The organism is Bordetella genomosp. 10 (genome assembly GCF_002261225.1).
GTDB lineage: Bacteria > Pseudomonadota > Gammaproteobacteria > Burkholderiales > Burkholderiaceae_B > Bordetella_C.
On the sequence record NZ_NEVM01000005.1, the window covers coordinates 1,714,563 to 1,732,453 of the forward strand.

The window sequence follows — 17,891 nt, forward strand, 5'->3', positions numbered from 1 at the left end:
TCCTGACCGAAACCGAGGCCCGCGCCGAAATCTGCCGCGTAGGCCGCTCGCTGTTCGAACGCGGCTACGTGCATGCCACGGCGGGCAACGTCAGCGTGCGCCTGGCCGACGGCTACCTGATCACGCCCACCGACGCCTGCCTGGGCGCGCTGGCGCCCGAACGCCTCGCCAGGCTGGACGCGCAGGGCCAGCAGGTGAGCGGCGAACGCGCCAGCAAGACGATCGCGCTGCACCGCCGCATCTACGAGGCCAGCGCCGCCACCGGCGCGCCGGCGCGCTGCGTGATCCACACGCACAGCACGCATCTGGTCGCCTGCTCGCTGCGGGCCGATCCGGCGCGCGAAGAATTGCTGCCGCCGCTCACGCCCTATTTCGTGATGAAGGTCGGCCGCGTGCCCCACATCGCCTACCATCGCCCCGGCGCGCCCGAGGCGGCCGAGGCCGTGGCCGAGGCCATCGCCCGCCATGCCGCGGCCGGCCATCCCATCCGCGCCGTGATGCTGGCGCGCCTGGGGCCCAACGTCTGGCACGAATCGCCGGCCGCGGCCATGGCCACGCTGGAGGAACTGGAAGAAACCGCCCGCCTCTGGATGCTGTGCGGCCAGGGCCTCCAGGCGCCGGCCGCCCCGCTCACCGAAGCGCAGATCGACGAACTGCGCCGCGCCTTCAACGCTTCCTGGTAAGGATGGATCCCCCCATGCCCCGCTTTGCCGCCAACCTGTCCATGCTCTACAACGACGTGGACTTCCTCGACCGCTTCGCCGCCGCCTCGCGCGACGGCTTCCAGGCCGTCGAGTTTCTTTTCCCCTATGCCTACGAGCCGCGCGAACTGGCCGCGCGGCTCCGCGACCACAAGCTGCGGCAGGTGCTGTTCAATGCCCCGCCGGGCGACTGGGAGGGAGGCGAGCGCGGTCTCGCCTGCCTGCCCGGGCGCGAGGCCGAATTCCGCGCCGGCATCGAGCGCGCCATCGCCTATGCCCAGGCGCTGGACTGCCCCCGCATCCACGTCATGGCCGGGCTGATGCCCCACGAGGCGGAGCCGGCGGCCCTGCGCGCCACCTACGTCGACAACGTACGCCACGCCGCGCGCGAGGCCGCGCCGCACGGCATACAGATCCTGCTGGAGCCCATCAACGGGCGCGACATGCCCGGCTTCTTCCTGAGCCGCCAGGACCAGGCCCATGCGCTGATCGCCGAGATCGGCGCGCCCAACGTCAAGGTGCAGATGGATCTCTATCACTGCCAGATCGTCGAAGGCGACCTGGCGATGAAGATCCGCCAGCACCTGCCCACCGGCAACGTCGGCCACTTCCAGATCGCCGGCGTGCCGGAACGCCACGAACCCGACGTGGGTGAAATCAACTATCCCTACCTGTTCCGCCTGCTCGACGAGTTGGGCTATGACGGCTGGATAGGCTGCGAATACCGGCCCGCGCGCGGCGCCGCGCCGCACGCCACGCGGGACGGGCTGGGCTGGCTGCAACCCTGGCTGTAGGCGACGGGGCGGGTCCCGTCCTGCTATGCTGAGCGCCGGACGCAAAGCGCGCTGAGCGAAGAGCGCCCAAGCGAAGAAAGGAATGCCGGGCATCGCCCTTGCGAGCGTGACCCGCATCACCGGCACCGAGGGACAGGGACAATATGGCATTTGCGCCGAAACAGGCATCCGACCATGCCGGCGTGGCACCCGCCACGCCGCGCGCCTACCTTTGCATCTGCGGCCGGCGAGTATTCTTCGGCAATACGCAATGCCTTTATTGCAAGGCGCCCTTGGGCTACGTGCCGTCGCGCTGCGGCCTGTATGCCCTGGCGCCCGGCGCCGAACCGGATACCTGGCGGATCGCCGAGGACATGGAGGCGACCGGCACGCTCTATCGCCGTTGCGGCAATTTCGATTCGCCGGCGGCGTGCGACTGGCTGATCGAGCCGCAAGACCACCCTCGCCACCAGTTGTGCAGGGCTTGCCGGCTCAATCGGGTGATTCCCAATCTCTCCAGCGCCGAGAACCGCGAATTGTGGCTCAAGATAGAGAGCGCGAAACGCCGCCTGGTTTCCCAGCTCATCGGGCTCGGCCTGCCGGTCGCCTCGAAGGTTTCCGAAGACCCCGAGCACGGGCTTGCGTACGATTTCCTCCGCAGCGAGCCCGGCAAGCCCCGCGTCATGACCGGCCATGCCAACGGGATCATCACCATCAACCTGGAAGAAGCGGATGACGCCGTGCGCGAGCGCACACGTGTCGAGATGGGCGAACCCTATCGCACGCTGCTTGGCCACTTCCGCCACGAAGTCGGACATTATTATTGGGAGAGGCTGGTCAAGGGCACGTCCTATGTGGAGCCGTACCGCGCCCTGTTCGGCGACGAGCGGGAAGACTACGCCGCGGCGCTCAAGAAAAACTATGAGGAAGGACCGCCGGCGGACTGGCCCATACGGTTCGTCAGCGCCTACGCCAGCGTCCATTCCTTCGAGGACTGGGCGGAAACCTGGGCGCATTATCTGCACCTGCGCGATACGCTCGATACGGCCGACAGCTACGGCATCGGCTTCGCGCCGGATGACGCGGAGGCGCCCTCCTTCGGGACCAGCGACTTGTGGCAGCCCGATGCGCCCAACGGGAAACCCTTCCTGGAAATGCTGGACCGGTGGATACGGGTCACCAGCGTGATGAATGAAATGTCGCGCGCGATGGGCTTGCCCGACTTCTATCCTTTCGTGCTGCCCCGCGCCGCGGTGGCGAAGCTGCACTTCATCCATTGCATCGTATCGGAATCGTCCAGCCCGGCGGTGGCGCCTGCATCGCAGCCAGGATGATGCGTTGACCCTGCGCTGACGCTGCCCGTCCCACGCGACCGCACGAGATTTCCATACAGGGCCCGCCGCCGGCGGCGCTGGGCCATGCCTTTCCCCGCCCAAACGACGCATCTGACCGCGCTTCTTTCAGCCACTTGACAGGTCTCGAAAATTGATGCTGATCAAGGCGCCATCGCGCCGGGCCTCCTAGCATCCGTCAATGACCGGTGACCTCAGTAACGCTTGAATGCCGACCGGCCGCAGTTGAATTCCAACATGGCCCGGGAAAGCAAGCAGCATGAAGAAAACCGCAATCGCAATCGGCCTGGTGTTTATCCTGGGCTGTGCAGGCTTCTGGATATTGACCGCCCCCTGGGCATGGACGCTGGTTCACCGCCCCTCGCGCGACATCCCCGACGAGGGTCCGGCGAACCTGGCCAATGGACATTTACTGTTCACGGCGGCCGCCTGTGCGATCTGTCATGCAACGCCCAACCAGCCCAACGAAAACCTGCTGGGCGGAGGCAAAACGCTGACCTCGGACTTCGGCGCCTTCCACATGCCGAATATTTCGCCCGACGTGGCGGACGGGATCGGGAGCTGGAGCACGGCGCAATTCATCCGCGCCATGCGCGAAGGCATCACGCCGCATGGGGAGAACGAATACCCGGCGTTTCCCTATCCCTCCTACCAGCGCATGACCGCCAATGACCTGCGGGATATCCTGGCCTACATCAAGACGCTGCCGCCGGTGCACGGAAAGGCGCCCGCGCACGACCTCAAGTTTCCCTTCACGATCCGGCGCGCGGTGGGCGCCTGGCGCATGCTCTTTCTGGACGGCAAGGCGCTTGCGCCGGGCACCCAACACGATGAGCGCTGGCTGCGCGGGCGCTACCTGGTCGAGGCCGTGGCCCACTGCGCGGAATGCCACTCCCCGCGCAATGCGCTCGGCGCGATACCGGCCGACCGGCGCTATGCCGGCGGGCCCAGTCCCGATGGCAGCGCCTATGTGCCGAATATCTCGCCCGACGAGACCGGCATCGGCTATTGGTCGGTCAACGAAATCGCGCGCTATCTCAAGGAAGGACTGACGCCGCTCAATATCCCCGCCGGCGGGGACATGCGTGAAATCGTCCACGCGACCGCCAAGCTGTCCGCCGACGACAGGCTGGCGATGGCCGCCTACCTGAAGACCCTGGCCCCGATAGACGCGCCGAACGCGGGCGTGCCGGAACCCAACCGTACCGCCGAAGTGAAGGTATTGCCCGCGCGCGCGAACGCCGGCGCCAGCCAACTGGCGACATTGGCCGCCAGCAGCCAGGCGCTGGAACGCGCCGACACCGCATACGTCGTCGTCACGCAGCCGTTCTATCTGTCCGCCGAGGACGCCGCGTCGGGCGCCAAGGCGCCCGATGGAAAATTCCTCGCGGCCAGTCCGCTCAAGATCGTGAGCCGCCGCAACGGCCTGCTCCAGGTCCGGCTGGACGGATGGCGGCAGCAAGGCTCGGACAATGCCATGTATGCCTTGCCGGGCCAGCGCATCCTCCAGTCCGTGCTCGCGCCTTCCGCGATTCCGATGGTCAGGACAGGGGAAAACCATAGCGACGTGGCCGGCCAGACATGGCGCGACGCCTCCCTGACCGCCTGGATCAAGCCCGCCGGATTGGCGACGGACATGAACGTCCTCTGGCAATACAACAGCAAGGTTTTCAATGCCACCTGTTCGGCGTGCCATGCCGTTCCCGAGACGCAGGGTTTCCTCGCGAACCAGTGGATAGGGACGTTGAAATCGATGAAGCTCTATACCAGCCTGTCGGACGACGAATACAGGCAGTTGCTGGTCTATCTCCAATTCCATGCCAAGGACACCCTTGCCGCCACGCAACGGAGCGCCCGGCAATGAGGGCCGGCGCCGCCCTGACGGACGCCGCGTTTCCGGCAGGAAACGGCCAGGCGGAACGCGACGCGGGTATTTTCGAGGCGTGCGCGCAATTGCTGACCTGGCTGGCGCGCTTCTTCCAGGGTCCCCCGCCGGCGCGCTTCATCGAAAGCCTGGGCGCGGCGCCGGGACGCAAGCTGGTCATGGATATCGCGTCGTCGATCGATGAGCCGGAAACAGGCGAGACGATGCTGGCGGCGTTGAGCGCCGAACACGCGGCCCTCGCCGCGGCGCGCGCCTACACGCAGCTTTTCGAAGGCGTCTCGGGACCGCGCGGTGTCTCCCTGTACGAAAGCGCCTATGTCGGAAGCGGCCGCCTGTTCGGCGAACCGTGCGCTGAAATGCAGCGCCTGCTCGGCGCGTGCGGGCGGTCGCTTGCCGCCGAATGCCGGGAACCGCCCGACCATCTCGGCGTGGAGATATTGCTCCTGGCCGATCGCCTGGCGCAGCGCGACTGGTCCGCCGCCGTGCAGCTTGCCGACCGATTGGCGCGTTGGGCGCCGGACGTGGCGCAAGCCTGCGCGCGGCGTGACGCCAGTCATCTATACGCGGCGGCCACCCGGCTGCTTCTCGGCGCCTTGCGGCATACGCGCGCGGCGCTCGAAATCTTCCTGAGGATCGAACATGAGCAAACACCATAACGGCGATCCGGCAAGCCGCTATACGCGGCGCGACTTCATCAAGGCTTCCATGGCGGCCGGCTTGCTCGCCAGCCCTGCCCCGGCATGGCTGAGTTCGGTCGCCATGGCCGCGGAAGAGCCGTCCCGCGAAGTCTTGACGGGATCGCACTGGGGCGTGTTCCGCGCGAGCGTCACGAACGGCCGGGCCGTCGCCATCAAGGCCTGGGAAAAAGATCCCCGGCCCTCCGCCCAGTTGCCCGGCGTCCTCGATTCCATTTATTCGCCGACCCGGATCAGGTATCCGATGGTGCGGCGCGCCTATCTCGAACAAGGTCCGGGCGCCGATCCCGCCGGCCGCGGCGAGGGGGATTTCGTCCGCATCGGTTGGGACCAGGCGCTGGACCTGGTCGCGCGGGAACTGCAGCGGGTACGGCAAGCGCACGGCCCTTCCGGCATCTACGCCGGCTCCTACGGCTGGCGCAGCCCGGGCAAGCTCCACAACTGCCTGACGCTGCTGCACCGCTTCATGAATCTCACCGGCGGCTATGTCGGTTATTCGGGCGACTACTCCGCCGGCGCGGCGCTCGTCATATTGCCCTACGTCGTGGGGTCCATCGAAGTCTACGAGCAATGCACCGCGTGGCCCGTCGTCGCCGAGCACACCCAGTTGATGGTGTTCTGGGGCTGCGACCCCATGAACAACAGCCAGATCGGCCACGTCGTGCCGGATCACGGCGCCTACCCGGGAATCGAAGGCCTGAAGGCGCGCGGGATCAAGACCCTGTGCATCGATCCCGCGAAGACACAGACCTGCGAATACCTGGGCGCCGAATGGATCGCGCCCAGGCCGCAAACCGACGTCGCCATGATGCTCGGCATCGCGCACACCTTGTATGCCGAGAAACTGCATGACCAGGCGTTCCTGGATCGCTACACGACCGGCTTCGACAAATTCCTGCCCTATCTTCTCGGGCAACAGGACGGCACGCCGAAAACCGCCGAGTGGGCGGCCGGCATCTGCGGCATCCCCGCCGACACCTTGCGCGACCTGGCAAGGCGTTTTTCCCGGCAGCGCACGATGCTGGCGCTGGGCTACTCGACACAGCGCCAGCACCACGGCGAACAGGTGCATTGGATGCTGATCACGCTCGCCAGCATGCTGGGCCAGATCGGCCTGCCGGGCGGCGGTTACGGGCTGAGTTACCACTACGCCAGCGGCGGCAGCCCCACCGCGGACAGTCCGTCCGTGCCGTCCATCGGCGATGCGGCCGACCGGCTTCCCGCCGACGCGTGGAAAGGCAAGCAGGCCATGCGGTCGATTCCGGTGTCGCGGATATCCGAGATGCTGCTGAACCCGGGCAAGACCTACGATTTCAACGGCACAAAAGGTATTTATCCCGACATCAAGCTGATCTACTGGGCGGGCGGCAATCCCTTCTCCCATCAACAGGACCGGAACGAGCTGGTGCGCGCATGGCGCAAACCCGAGACCATCATCGTCCAGGACTTCCAATGGACCGCTTCGGCGCGGCATGCGGACATCGTCCTGCCCGCCACCACATCCTATGAACGCAACGACATCGAGCAGGTCGGCGATTTCGGGCTGAATCACATCCTGGCGATGCACAAGGTCGTGGAGCCGGTCTTCGAGGCCCGTTCGGATTTCGACATTTTCTCCGCCCTGGCGCAGCGCCTGGGCCAGGGCGACGCCTTCACCGAGCAGAAATCGGAAATGGACTGGTTGCGCGCGTTCTATGAGGCGGCCCGCATCGGCGCGCGCGCGAAGGGGCTGGAAATGCCGATCTTCGACAGTTTCTGGAACAGCGCGCAGCCGCTTGCCTTTCCCCTCGGCAAGGGCAAGGACTTCGTCAGCCGGCAGGATTTCCGCGCCGATCCCCTGCTCAACGCATTGGGAACGCCGTCGGGCCGTATTGAAATCTATTCGGCGACCATCGAGAAAATGGGCTACGACGACTGCCCTCCCCATCCCACGTGGATGGAGCCCTTCGAACGTCTGGACGGCCCCACGGCCAAATATCCCCTACACGTCGATACGGTGCATCCGCGCTACCGGCTGCACTCCCAGCTATGCGGCACCGTGCTGCGGGAGAAATACGCCATCGCGGGGCGCGAGCCTTGCCTGATGCACCCCGAGGATGCCGCGCGGCGCGGCCTCAAGGACGGCGACGTCGTTCGGGTGTTCAACGACCGCGGCCAGATGCTGGCGGGGCTGGCGATTACCGATGCGATCCGGCCCGGGGTGGTCCGCATCAACGAAGGCGGCTGGTACGACCCCGTCGACCCGCGCACGCCCGGCAGCCTCTGCCGCTATGGCGACGTCAACACGCTCACCTCCGGCATTTCGACGTCGCGCCTCGCCCAGGCCAATTGCGGCCACAGCGTATTGGCGCAGGTCGAGAAATTCGAGGGCCCGATACCCGCCGTGCAGGTATTCGAATCGCCGCGCACCCACTGATACGGGGCGCGGCCGCAGGAACAGGCATGGCAATCCCTTCCCGTCGTTGTTCTTCACAGGAGCTGTAAATGTCAAAGTCCATTTCGTACGATCGGCGCTTCAACCCGGACGACGCCTGGCGCCAGGCGCTTGCAATCGGCGCCAGCGGCGGCCTGGCCGAAGTCGCGGTGGTGGCGCTGTACGGCGCGGCAACGGGCCATTCGGCGTCCGCGGTCGCGGCCGGCGTCAGCGAGGCGGTGGGCCTGCCCCATTCCGCCGTCGCCGGCTTCCTCGTGCACATGCTGCTCTCGTTCGGCCTGGGCGCGGTGCTGGCGCGCGTCCTGGCCCGGGTATTCAAGGGGGAAATGCGCCCCCTCGCCCTGTACGCCGGCCTGCCCGTCGTCCTGGCCGCCATCTGGGCGTTCAATTTCTTCGTATTGCTGCCTTGGCTGAGCCCGTCCTTCGTGCACATGCTGCCCTACGGCGTCAGCTTGTTCTCGAAGCTGATGTTCGGCCTGAGCGCCGCGATCGCCGTGCACCTCCAGTCCACCAGTGGGATGGGAACGGCTCGCCATCCGGGCCAGGCGCTTGCCTGAACGCGGCATGGACCGAAGGCCGCCGTCGTCGCGTCAATCGATGGCGGCGCCCGATTTCTTCACCAAGGGCACCCATTTGTCGATGTCGGCCTGGATGAACTCGCCGAACTGCGCGGGGGTGTCGTCCTGGAAGACCTCGTAGCCCTGGGCTTGCAGCTTTTGCCGCAACGCCGGATCCTTCATCACCGCGCGGGCGGCCTGGTTCAGGCGGGCGATTACGCCGTCCGGCGTGCCGGCCGGGGCCAGCAAGCCGAAATCGACCGAGATCACATAGCCCGGCACGCCCGCCTGGATCATCGTGGGCGCGTCCGGCAGCAGCGGCGAACGCGCCTCGCCGGTCGTCGCCAGGGCCTTGAGCCTGCCTTCCTTGACCAGGCCGGACACGCTGGGCGTGTTGTAGAAACCGAAATCCACCTCGCCCGCCATCACGGCGGTGACGCCCTGCGGCGCGCCGCGATACGGCACGTGCATGGCATGCGTGCCGGTCAGCGCCTTCAGGTACTCGGCCGACAGATGATGCGTGGTGCCGTTGCCGCCGGACGAGAAAGTGAGCCGGTTCGGCTGCGCCTTCAACGCCGCGACCAGCGACGCCAGGGTGTCGTACTTGCCGTCCGGCTTGACGATCAGCACGTTGGAGCCGCCGGCCAGGTAGGCGACCGGCTTGAAATCCTTCTGCGGATCGTAGGGCAGCGACTTGAACAGGCCCTTGTTGATGGCCCAGGTGGTGTTGGATCCCATGACCAGCGTATAGCCGTCCGGCGCCGACCGCTGCACGTACTGCATGGCGATCAGGCCGCTGCCGCCCGCCTTGTTTTCCACCACCACGCTCTGGCCCAGCAGCCTGGAAAGTTCCGGCTGTATGGCGCGCGCCAGGATATCGGCGGTGCTGCCCGCCGCCAGCGGCACTTCCAGCGTGATGGGATGAGATGGAAACGTATCGGCGTGGGCCGAGAACGCGCACCCGGCCAGCGCGGCCAGGCATACCCCTGATATTTTTTTCATGACGACTCCGACGGTCGATGCAAGTAACGATGCCTTGGCCGCGCCCGCGCTGGCCGGTTCGCCGCCGTGCAGCAGCGCGACAAGGCCATGCCAGCGTATCGGATGGCGCGCCCTGCCCCTAGGACATGCCCGCTATACCGTCATGACGTGACGTTATGCCCCCGGTGGTTATGCTCCCCGTGGTTATGTCCCCTGCGCCGCCCCGATCTCCCTGACCGTCGCGCGCACCACCGCCGCGAACGCCTGCGCCGCGGGCGACTGGGGATAGTTGGCCAGCCGCACGACGGATATCGGCCATTCCAGTTCCGGGTTGCACAAGGGAATTCCCTTGATGCCGCGCGGCATGTGGACGGCGGCGATACGCGGCATCATGGCCACGCCCATGCCGGCCTGGATCATCCCGACCGCCGTCGAGACCAGGATCACGCGCTGCTCCACCCTCGGGTAGATATTCGCGGCGATCAGCTTGCGGCTGATCGCCAGCCAGGCCGGCGCGTTGGGATTGAGCTGGATACAGGGAAGCTCCGCCAGCACGCGCGCGTCTATGCGGGCGCGCCGCGCCAGCGGATGGTCGTCGCGCATGAACAGGCAGACGCCGCAGTCCCACAGTTTCTCGATCAGGATCTTGGAATCGTCCGTGGCGGTCACCGCGCCCAGGCCGATGTCGGCCTCGTGCGAGAGCAGCTTGGCGCGGATCTGCTCGACCATGCAGTCGACCACGGTCAACTCGATCTCCGGATGCTTCTTCTGGAAGCGATGGAGGATCTGCGGCAGCAGCGTGGCGGCGCTGACATGGCCCACGGCGACGTTGACCGAGCCGGTCTTCAGCGACGTGTTGTCGCGGCATTCGCGCATGACGGCGTCTATCGCCAGGATGGCGCGGCGCGCCACGTCGGCGATGTTCCGGCCCTGGTCGGTCAGGCTGATCTCCCGGCCCCGCACCACCAGCGTCTGCCCGACCTCGGCCTCGAGACGGCGGATCAGGTGGCTGATCGAAGGCTGCGACATGCCCAGTTGCTCGGCGGCGCCGGTAAAACTGGCGCTGTCGGCCACGGAGACGAGGGCGCGCAATTGCCGCAGGGAAACGGCTTCGACGGGATCTTCCATAGCTTTACGTCATGGAGAAATAGCCTATATACCATAGGAACATGGGCCTGGCGCCGCTAGGATGAAGCGTCCCTACGCGTTTTTCCATCGTCCCGCGAGTCCGCCATGCCGCATTCCCAGTACGCACGCCACCAGATGGGCTCCGCCACCATCGATCCCGCCGGCGAGTTCGAGGCCGGCAGTTTCGGCTGTTTCACGCTGACCTATACCGCCGGCTACTTCGGCATCGACGACACCGGTTCGCTGAAGATCGTGCACCGCTTCGCCAGCGATATGGGCAAGCCGCAGTTCGACGATCCCCAGGGCTGGAACTACACCACGGTGGAAGCCAGCAACGGCGCGGTCCTGCAGGTCGAATACGACGGCAAGCGCAACATCCGGCCGTGGGACAAGACGCTGTTCATCCGCGTGGTGCGCGGCTACCTGGAGGAAGGCGACCGCATCGTCGTGCGCTTCGGCGACACCCGCCAGGGCTCGCCCGGCATGCGCGTGCAGACCTTCCATGAGCCCACCTTCGAGTTCCGCGTGCTGGTCGACGCCTTCGCCACCTACAACTACGTCGAACTGGAAAACTCGCCGACCATCTCCGTGATCGCCGGGCCGCCGGCCGGCTACAAGGCGGTGCTGCCCAGCCTGGCCGTATGCGGCGAGCCCCTGCGCCTGGGCTTCAAGGGCGAGGACAAATGGGGCAATCCGTCGCACCGCATGGGCGGCGCCTACGCCCTGCGCGCCAACCTGCCGCTGGCGGGACTGCCGGCCGGCTTCACGGTCGCGGCGGGCGACTACGCCACCGTCATCGGCGACCTGGTGCCCGAGCAGGCCGGCGACCTGGAAATCGAGGTCCTGCGCGACGGGCAGGTGCTGGCGCGCAGCAATCCCTGCCGCGTGGTGGCGCGCGCCGGGCGGCGCCATTTCTGGGGCGACCTGCACGGCCAGTCGGAAGAGACCATAGGCACCAATTCGGCCGAGGAACTGATCGTCTTCGCGCGCGACCGGGCCTTTCTGGACGTGATGAGCCACCAGGGCAACGATTTCCAGATCACCACGGACTTCTGGGAGCATCTCAACACCCTGACGGCCAAATACAACGAGGACGGCCGCTTCATCATCTTCCCCGGCTACGAGTGGTCGGGCAACACCGGCCTGGGCGGCGACCGCAACGTCATGTACCTGCGTGAAGGCCGGCCCATACACCGGTCTTCGCACGCGCTGGTCGACGACCTGTCCGATCTGGACAGCGACTGCAACAGCGCGGACCAATTGTTCGACGCCCTGAAGGACGAGGACGTCGTGGTCTTCGCCCACATCGGCGGGCGCTATGCCGACATCACGCTATCGCACGACGCGCGCATCGAGCGGTCCATAGAGATCCATTCCGACTGGGGCACCTTCGAGTGGCTGCTCGAGGACGCCTTCAAGCTGGGCTACCGCGTGGGCATCCTGGCCAACAGCGACGGCCACAAGGGCCGCCATGGCGCCAGCCATCCGGGCGCGTCGCTGTTCGGCGCCTATGGCGGCCTCAGTTGCCTGATCGCCGACGAACTGACCCGTCCCGCCATCGCCGAATGCCTGCGCCAGCGCCGCCACTACGCCACCACGGGCTGCCGCGCCTACCTGGACGTGCGCGCGCATTTCGCGCGGCCGGCCCGGCGCTGGTCCGACGATCCCAAGCTGGGCCTGCCGGTCACGCAAAGCGCCGTCGACAGCGCCGACATGGGCGCGGTGGTGGCCTATGACGACGACTTCGTCGAATTCGAGTTCGACGTCGCCACGCACGGGCCGATCGAGCGCGTGGAAGTGCGCAACCGCATGGACGTGGTGCATGTCCTGCGGCCCTATGCCGAGGCGGACCTGGGCAGCCGCATCCGCCTGGTCTGGGAGGGATCGGGTTATCGCGGCCGCGGCCGCCAGACGGTCTGGGATGGCGAGGCCGTGCTGGAGGGCAACGCCTTCGCCGATCCCCGGCCCATCAATTTCTGGAACCTGGACAAGACGCTGGACGCCGTCGCGCCCGGACATCTGCGCTGGCAGTCGCTGACCACGGGGGGCTTCAGCGGCGTCGACGTCCGCCTGGCGGACCCGCGCGCGGGCACGCTGAAAGTGCGCACGCCGCTCATCGACGTCGACGTGCCGGTGGCGGACATCGGCCTCGAACCCATCGTGCGCGAGAACGGCGGGATCCAACGGCGCCTGCAGATCTTCCGCCTGCCCGACGAGAACAAGGCGACCCGCATGCGGCAGCGGGTGCGCGTGCCGCTGCACGCCGGCGAGGACAATGCCATCTATGTCCGGGTGACGACCGAGGACGGCTATTTCATCTATTCGAGTCCGGTCTATATCGAAAAAGCAGGCCGGTGAACAAGCGGGCGCGCATGGCCGCGGACGCCCGGCGTCATTGGATAGACGCGCCCGTGCGCACCACCACCGCATAGAGGTCGGCGATGGTCGCCAGCGCGCCCTCGTGCAGCGCCTCGGCCGTCACGTCCACCGCTTCCGTGCGGATCGGCCGGGTCGCGCAGGCGTCGGCGGCCACGGTGGGCTGGTTGCCGCGCAGGAAGGCGCCCTCGGCGGTGAAGGTCACGCACATGTGGGTCATGAAGCCGATGACGATGACCTGCTTGTTGCCGGCCGCATCCACGCGCTCGCCCAGGTCGGTGCCGACGAAGGCGTTGGGCGCCGTCTTGACGACGACGGGCTCGTCCGCCAGCGGCGCGACGGCGGGATGGATCTGGCCGATGTCGGCGCCGAGATCGTAAGGCGAGCCCTTGCCACCGTCGTGGACGACGTGGATGATCTTCGCCCCCGCGGCGCGCGCCCGCGCCAGCAGATCGGCCGCCGAGGCCAGGGCCGCCTGCCAGCCGGCCAACTCCATGACGCCGCGCGTGTAGGTGTTCTGGTAGTCCACCAGGATCAGGGTGGCGGCGGCCAGCGTGGCGGGCGTGGGGTCCAGTCCGTTGAGCTGGCGCAGGGTGGTCGGGGTCGGGGTCGGGGTCGGGGCGTTCATGGCTGTGCTTCCTTCGGAGAGGCGAAATTGACGTGATGAAGTCGGGCCATCGGAAATGACCGTCTTGCCATGCTAAGAACGCCATGGAATGTCCGCAATGTCGCATAACATGCAGATTCCGACATTCCGGGATTCGCCTCCATCGTGGCAACCATAGAACGCCTCATCGTCATCGTCCTGTTCGAACACGTCGACCTGCTGGACGTCAGCGGTCCGGCGGAAGTGTTTGCGCTGCTCCAGCGCGAAATGGACGAACCGACGGGCTACCGGGTGGTGCTGGCGGCCGAGACGCTTGCGCCGGTCACGACCTCGGCCGGCGTGCGCGTGCTGCCCCACGCCACGTTTGCGGACCTGGCCCGCCACGGGATCGACACCCTGGTGGTGCCCGGCGCGGTGGAGGTCGACGCGCAACGCGGCGTGCGCGCCGTGGTGGCGCCCGCGGTGGTGGCGTGGGTGAAGGCGCTTGCGGCCAACACGCGGCGCATCGCCTCCGTCTGCGTGGGCGCCCACGTGCTGGCCGCGGCGGGCCTGCTGGACGGCCGCCGCGCCACCACGCACTGGTCCACCGCGCGGCAGCTCGCCGACGAGCATCCTGAAGTGAAAGTCGATGCCGACCCGATCTTCATCCGCGACCGCGACGTCTGGACCGGCGCCGGGCTGACCGCCTGCCTGGACCTGGCGCTGGCCCTGGTCGCCGACGACTTCGGCGAGCGGCAGGCCCTGCGCGTCGCCCGCCAGCTCGTCATGTTCCTCAAGCGCCCGAGCGGACAAAGCCAGTTCAGCGCCTCGCTGGAGCCGGCCTCGAAGACCCGGCGCATGGATGCGCTGCGCCACTACATCATGCGCCGCATCGCCGAGCCCATCACCATCGCCGAGCTGGCCGCGCAGGCCCACGTCAGCGACCGCCAACTGACCCGTATCTTCAAGACCGAACTGAACACGACGCCGGCCGCCTACATCGAATCGGTGCGCGTGGAAATGGCGCGCAACCGCCTGGAAACCACGGACGAACCGCTGGACCACATCGCCGCGGCCTGCGGCTTCAACACGACCGACACGCTCAACCGCGCATTCCGCCGGAAGCTGGACACCACGCCGGCCGAATACCGCGGCAGGTTCAGGACGGTTCCCGCGGGAAATCCGCTATGCTAGGACCGTTTTTCCTCTGCTTGCGCTGCGCCAGCGCAAGCAGGCACGATCCAACGTCTAAAACCCCATGCGATCCAAGCCCTGCCCTCCGTCGACCCCGGCCTCGAAACCTCTCTCCCCGGTCAATAGGCCGACCCTGGCGGACGTAGCAAAGGTAGCGGGCGTATCGAAAATCACCGCATCCCGTGCGCTGGGCAATCCGACGATCGTTTCCGAAGCCACGCGCCTGAAGGTCCAGGAAGCCGTAGCGAAAACCGGCTATGTGCCGAATCTTCTCGCGGGCGGCCTGAAATCCGCGCGCAGCCGGCTGGTTGCATGCCTGGTGCCGACAATATCCTCGGGTTCCGCGTTCATACTGGCGGTCCAGTCATTGACCGAGACGCTGGCGGCCAGCGGCTACCAGGTCATGCTGGGACAACGGGGTTATGGCGAACAGGGAGAAGATGCCCTGCTCGACGCGGTCATCGGGCGGCGCGTCGACGGCATCGTGTTGATCGGCGCCATGCAGACGTCATCCCTGCGCCAACGCCTGCGCGATACCGGGATTCCGGTCATCGAAGCATGGGACATGACACGTACTCCCATCGACATGCTGGTCGGCTTTTCCCATGAAAAAATAGGCGCGGCGGTCGCGAACTACGTACACAGCAAGGGCTATCGCAAGCCAACGATGATCGTCGCCAGGGAGCCGCGCAGCACGGCGCGCGGTCATGGATTCCTGAAAGAGGCGCGTCGACTGGGCTACGGCGACGTACCCGCCACCCGGATCGACGCGCCCACACGCATGCGTCACGGCCGGCAAGGCGCCGCGGAACTGCTCCGGCAACATCCGGATCTGGATGTCATCTTCTGCGCGACCGACCTGGTCGCCCTGGGGGCGATAACGGAACTACACACGCAAGGCAAGCGCGTGCCGGATGACATTGGCATCGTCGGGTTCGGCGATCTGGATTTCGCGGTCGATGCCGAACCGCCGCTTACCACCGTCCAGATCGACAGCATCGAGATCGGCCGACGCGCGGCCCGCATGCTGGTGGAAAGAATAGAAGGCGGCCCGATCGCCGATCCCGTCGTGGATCTCGGCTTCACCGTCATGGAACGCGCCAGCGGTTAACCCGCGCCCTGATCAGTCGAGACTGATGTTGGCGCTCTTCACCACCTGCGCCCAGCGCCTGGTCTCCGCTTCCTGCCAGGCGTCGGCATCCTTCCACGGCGACGCGACGACCTCGAAGCCCTGCTTTTCCAGGATATCCCTGGATTTTGGATCGGTGAGCGCGGCGCGCAATTTTTCGGAAAGCCACTCGACAACCGCGGTCGGCGTCCGCTTCGGCACCGCGATGTTTTGCCAGGAATACACGACCATCCCGGATATGCCGGCTTCCTGCATTGTTGGCACGTCGGGCAAGCCTGGATCCCGCCGCTCGCCGGTGCACGCCACCGCAATGAGTTTCCCGGCCTTGACGTAGGGCAGCACCGCGCCGAGATTCATGAACATCACGTTGACCTGGCCGCTCAGCGTATCGGTAATGGCCGCGCCGCCGCCACGATATGGCACGTCCACCCCTTCCGTGTGCGTGCGCTGGCGAAAGAGCACCGCGGAAAGATGGTCTGAAGATCCGCTTCCCGAATTGGCGTACGACATCCGGTCAGGATGACGCTTTGCATATTCAAGCAGCTCGGGCAGCGTACGCACCTTCAGATTTGGATTTACCACCAGCACGTTGGGTGTTCGAACCGCCTGTGTCAAATAGCGGAAATCCGTGGTGGGGTCGTAATTCAGTTTCTTATAGACGGAAGGATTGATCGCGAATGTGCCGATCGAGCCTATCAGCATCGTGTAGCCATCGGGGGCGGCACGCTTCAACTCCACCGCGCCGATGCTGCCGTTGGCCCCGGGCTTGTTGTCGATAACCACGGTTTGCCCGAGCACGCGCGTCAAGGCCGGCTGGATGGCGCGCGCGGTGATGTCCGAAGACCCGCCGGGCACGAAAGGGACAATCATGGTCAATGGATGGTCCGGGAAATCCGCGGCCTCGCCGGTCATGCTCCAGCAAGCCAATGCCGCCACGGCGATAAGCCGGGCAAGTCTGAATTTCATGCCTGTCTCCGTTCTTGAATGGTGGTACAGCAGCGGACCGGGCCGGATCGGCCCATGCCAGGTCCTATTCGACAACAGGGGCGGCGGCTGAAAAGCTGTCCAGGCCCAGCCGGCGCGCGCAGGCGTCCAAACGGGACAACAATTCGGCGCTCAGGTCCAGCCCATCCCGCAGTTGCCGCGCCTGCGCGCGCAATGCGGCCTCTCCAGGCAGGCGTACGCCGGCGCCCCCCGGGATCGGGCGGCTCGCCTCGCATTGGTCCACCAGCGCCGACATGGCGCGCAGGAAGGCGGCCTTGCCGTCTCCGAATCGCCCTGGATCGACGATCAGCAAAAACACGCCTTGCGCGCCGCGCTCACGGGCCTGGTCGCGGCCAAAGCCGGAAAGCGCGAGCGCAAAGGCCTCCACCATCAATCCAAAGCCGAAGCCTTTGTAGCCAAATTCCAAGCCCCCCACGGGCAGCAAGGTCCCGGGAGGATCGGTGTTGACCGCCGCGGGGTCGTCCGTGGCGCGCCCCTGGTTGTCGAGCAACCACGGCCCCGGCAAGGCCTTGCCCGCCGCCAGGGCCGCTACCACGGCGCCGTTGCTCAACATGGATGTGCTCTGGTCTATCAGCAAGGGAGCACGCTCGGTGGGGATGCAGAGCGCGACGGGATTGGATGTGATGACGGGGTCGATTCCGCCCGGCGGCGCCACCGAGGCCACGCCGGGATCGGTAACCATGAGCAGGCCCAGCAGTTCGCGCGAAACCAGATCGGCCAGGTAGGCTTGCAGCGCGCCTATGTGGGAGCAGCCGGCCACGGTCGCCGTCACCACGGCATGGCGCGCCGCGCGAGTCACGGCTTGCGCCAGCATCCTGTCCATGACCCATGCCCCGGGCAGGCGGTCGACCCGCCAACTGAAGCTGCCACCTTGATCGGACAAAGTCTCTATGCGCCCTTCCCTCGCAATCCGGCCGTCGGCAAGCCGTTCGAGGTAAGTGGGCAGCATCGCAAGGCCATGGGTATGGCGTCCCAACAACTGCCCCTGCACCAGCCTGCGGGCGACCGCGCCGGCCATGTCGGCGCCGAGTCCGCCGCGTTGCAGCAGCACCGTTGCCGCCGCCACGGCATGATTCGCATGGATAAACGACATCG

The 17,891-nt window shown here is 66.6% G+C and carries 15 protein-coding genes; 10 read left to right on the plus strand and 5 right to left on the minus strand.

The genetic code is table 11. The features are described from left to right. Positions 1–2: 2 nt before the first annotated feature. The 7 genes from CAL29_RS23765 (at position 3) to CAL29_RS23795 (ending at position 8,397) form a co-directional block, all read left to right on the plus strand. Entirely contained in the window at positions 3–683 is a 681-nt protein-coding gene (locus tag CAL29_RS23765) for a class II aldolase/adducin family protein (protein ID WP_094856872.1), read from the plus strand. A 14-nt stretch (positions 684–697) separates the two neighbouring features. Next, the gene (otnI, locus tag CAL29_RS23770) at positions 698–1,495 is read left to right on the plus strand and encodes a 2-oxo-tetronate isomerase (protein WP_094856873.1); all 798 of its coding nucleotides are present in this window, start codon (positions 698–700) and stop codon (positions 1,493–1,495) included. 143 nt (positions 1,496–1,638) lie between these two features. Then, positions 1,639–2,808 (plus strand): zinc-binding metallopeptidase family protein, encoded by a 1,170-nt coding sequence (locus tag CAL29_RS23775; RefSeq protein ID WP_094855414.1) that lies wholly within the window; start codon positions 1,639–1,641, stop codon positions 2,806–2,808. 277 nt (positions 2,809–3,085) lie between these two features. Next, positions 3,086–4,690: a c-type cytochrome gene (locus tag CAL29_RS23780; protein WP_094855415.1), complete on the plus strand. Its 1,605-nt coding sequence runs from the start codon at positions 3,086–3,088 to the stop codon at positions 4,688–4,690. Next, entirely contained in the window at positions 4,687–5,367 is a 681-nt protein-coding gene (locus CAL29_RS23785) for a TorD/DmsD family molecular chaperone (protein WP_094855416.1), read from the plus strand. Before CAL29_RS23780 ends, CAL29_RS23785 begins: the two co-directional genes overlap by 4 nt. Further along, the gene (gene torA, locus CAL29_RS23790; protein ID WP_094855417.1) at positions 5,351–7,822 is read left to right on the plus strand and encodes a trimethylamine-N-oxide reductase TorA; all 2,472 of its coding nucleotides are present in this window, start codon (positions 5,351–5,353) and stop codon (positions 7,820–7,822) included. Before CAL29_RS23785 ends, torA begins: the two co-directional genes overlap by 17 nt. 68 nt (positions 7,823–7,890) lie before the next feature. Further along, entirely contained in the window at positions 7,891–8,397 is a 507-nt protein-coding gene (locus CAL29_RS23795; protein ID WP_094855418.1) for a hypothetical protein, read from the plus strand. Between the two features lie 33 nt (positions 8,398–8,430). Here the strand turns inward: CAL29_RS23795 and CAL29_RS23800 are convergent, their stop codons facing one another. After that, positions 8,431–9,399 (minus strand): Bug family tripartite tricarboxylate transporter substrate binding protein, encoded by a 969-nt coding sequence (locus CAL29_RS23800; RefSeq protein ID WP_094855419.1) that lies wholly within the window; start codon positions 9,397–9,399, stop codon positions 8,431–8,433. Positions 9,400–9,582: 183 nt separating this feature from the next. Continuing rightward, on the minus strand, positions 9,583–10,506 hold the full coding sequence (locus CAL29_RS23805; RefSeq protein ID WP_094855420.1) for a LysR family transcriptional regulator: 924 nt from the start codon (positions 10,504–10,506) through the stop codon (positions 9,583–9,585). A 105-nt stretch (positions 10,507–10,611) separates the two neighbouring features. On the opposite strand from CAL29_RS23805, the gene CAL29_RS23810 reads away from it, so the two are divergent. Further along, the gene (locus CAL29_RS23810; RefSeq protein WP_094855421.1) at positions 10,612–12,864 is read left to right on the plus strand and encodes a DUF3604 domain-containing protein; all 2,253 of its coding nucleotides are present in this window, start codon (positions 10,612–10,614) and stop codon (positions 12,862–12,864) included. 34 nt (positions 12,865–12,898) lie between these two features. Here the strand turns inward: CAL29_RS23810 and CAL29_RS23815 are convergent, their stop codons facing one another. Then, positions 12,899–13,510, minus strand: a complete 612-nt coding sequence (locus tag CAL29_RS23815) for an isochorismatase family protein (RefSeq protein ID WP_094855422.1) — start codon at positions 13,508–13,510, stop codon at positions 12,899–12,901. A 144-nt stretch (positions 13,511–13,654) separates the two neighbouring features. Here CAL29_RS23815 and CAL29_RS23820 point away from each other — a divergent pair, with 144 nt between their 5' ends. Both CAL29_RS23820 and CAL29_RS23825 read left to right on the plus strand, forming a co-directional pair. After that, positions 13,655–14,662: a GlxA family transcriptional regulator gene (locus tag CAL29_RS23820; RefSeq protein WP_094855423.1), complete on the plus strand. Its 1,008-nt coding sequence runs from the start codon at positions 13,655–13,657 to the stop codon at positions 14,660–14,662. A gap of 64 nt (positions 14,663–14,726) precedes the next feature. After that, a complete protein-coding gene (locus CAL29_RS23825) occupies positions 14,727–15,773 on the plus strand; it encodes a LacI family DNA-binding transcriptional regulator (RefSeq protein ID WP_094855424.1) in 1,047 nt (348 codons plus the stop codon). A gap of 12 nt (positions 15,774–15,785) precedes the next feature. Here CAL29_RS23825 and CAL29_RS23830 read toward each other — a convergent pair whose 3' ends face one another. Together CAL29_RS23830 and CAL29_RS23835 are read right to left on the minus strand one after the other, a co-directional pair. Beyond that, complete coding sequence (locus CAL29_RS23830) at positions 15,786–16,757, minus strand: Bug family tripartite tricarboxylate transporter substrate binding protein (RefSeq protein WP_094855425.1); 972 nt, start codon at positions 16,755–16,757, stop codon at positions 15,786–15,788. A 64-nt stretch (positions 16,758–16,821) separates the two neighbouring features. Beyond that, on the minus strand, positions 16,822–17,889 hold the full coding sequence (locus CAL29_RS23835; RefSeq protein WP_094855426.1) for an Ldh family oxidoreductase: 1,068 nt from the start codon (positions 17,887–17,889) through the stop codon (positions 16,822–16,824). Between the last annotated feature and the right edge of the window lie 2 nt (positions 17,890–17,891).

Excerpts from the sequence above, each read along its gene's own strand:
- otnI (WP_094856873.1), top strand. The coding sequence starts at position 698 with ATGCCCCGCTTTGCCGCCAACCTGTCCATGCTCTACAACGACGTGGAC.
- CAL29_RS23775 (WP_094855414.1), top strand. The coding sequence starts at position 1,639 with ATGGCATTTGCGCCGAAACAGGCATCCGACCATGCCGGCGTGGCACCC.
- CAL29_RS23780 (WP_094855415.1), top strand. The coding sequence starts at position 3,086 with ATGAAGAAAACCGCAATCGCAATCGGCCTGGTGTTTATCCTGGGCTGT.
- CAL29_RS23785 (WP_094855416.1), top strand. The coding sequence starts at position 4,687 with ATGAGGGCCGGCGCCGCCCTGACGGACGCCGCGTTTCCGGCAGGAAAC.
- torA (WP_094855417.1), top strand. The coding sequence starts at position 5,351 with ATGAGCAAACACCATAACGGCGATCCGGCAAGCCGCTATACGCGGCGC.
- CAL29_RS23795 (WP_094855418.1), top strand. The coding sequence starts at position 7,891 with ATGTCAAAGTCCATTTCGTACGATCGGCGCTTCAACCCGGACGACGCC.
- CAL29_RS23800 (WP_094855419.1), bottom strand. The coding sequence starts at position 9,399 with ATGAAAAAAATATCAGGGGTATGCCTGGCCGCGCTGGCCGGGTGCGCG.
- CAL29_RS23805 (WP_094855420.1), bottom strand. The coding sequence starts at position 10,506 with ATGGAAGATCCCGTCGAAGCCGTTTCCCTGCGGCAATTGCGCGCCCTC.
- CAL29_RS23810 (WP_094855421.1), top strand. The coding sequence starts at position 10,612 with ATGCCGCATTCCCAGTACGCACGCCACCAGATGGGCTCCGCCACCATC.
- CAL29_RS23815 (WP_094855422.1), bottom strand. The coding sequence starts at position 13,510 with ATGAACGCCCCGACCCCGACCCCGACCCCGACCACCCTGCGCCAGCTC.
- CAL29_RS23825 (WP_094855424.1), top strand. The coding sequence starts at position 14,727 with ATGCGATCCAAGCCCTGCCCTCCGTCGACCCCGGCCTCGAAACCTCTC.
- CAL29_RS23830 (WP_094855425.1), bottom strand. The coding sequence starts at position 16,757 with ATGAAATTCAGACTTGCCCGGCTTATCGCCGTGGCGGCATTGGCTTGC.
- CAL29_RS23835 (WP_094855426.1), bottom strand. The coding sequence starts at position 17,889 with ATGTCGTTTATCCATGCGAATCATGCCGTGGCGGCGGCAACGGTGCTG.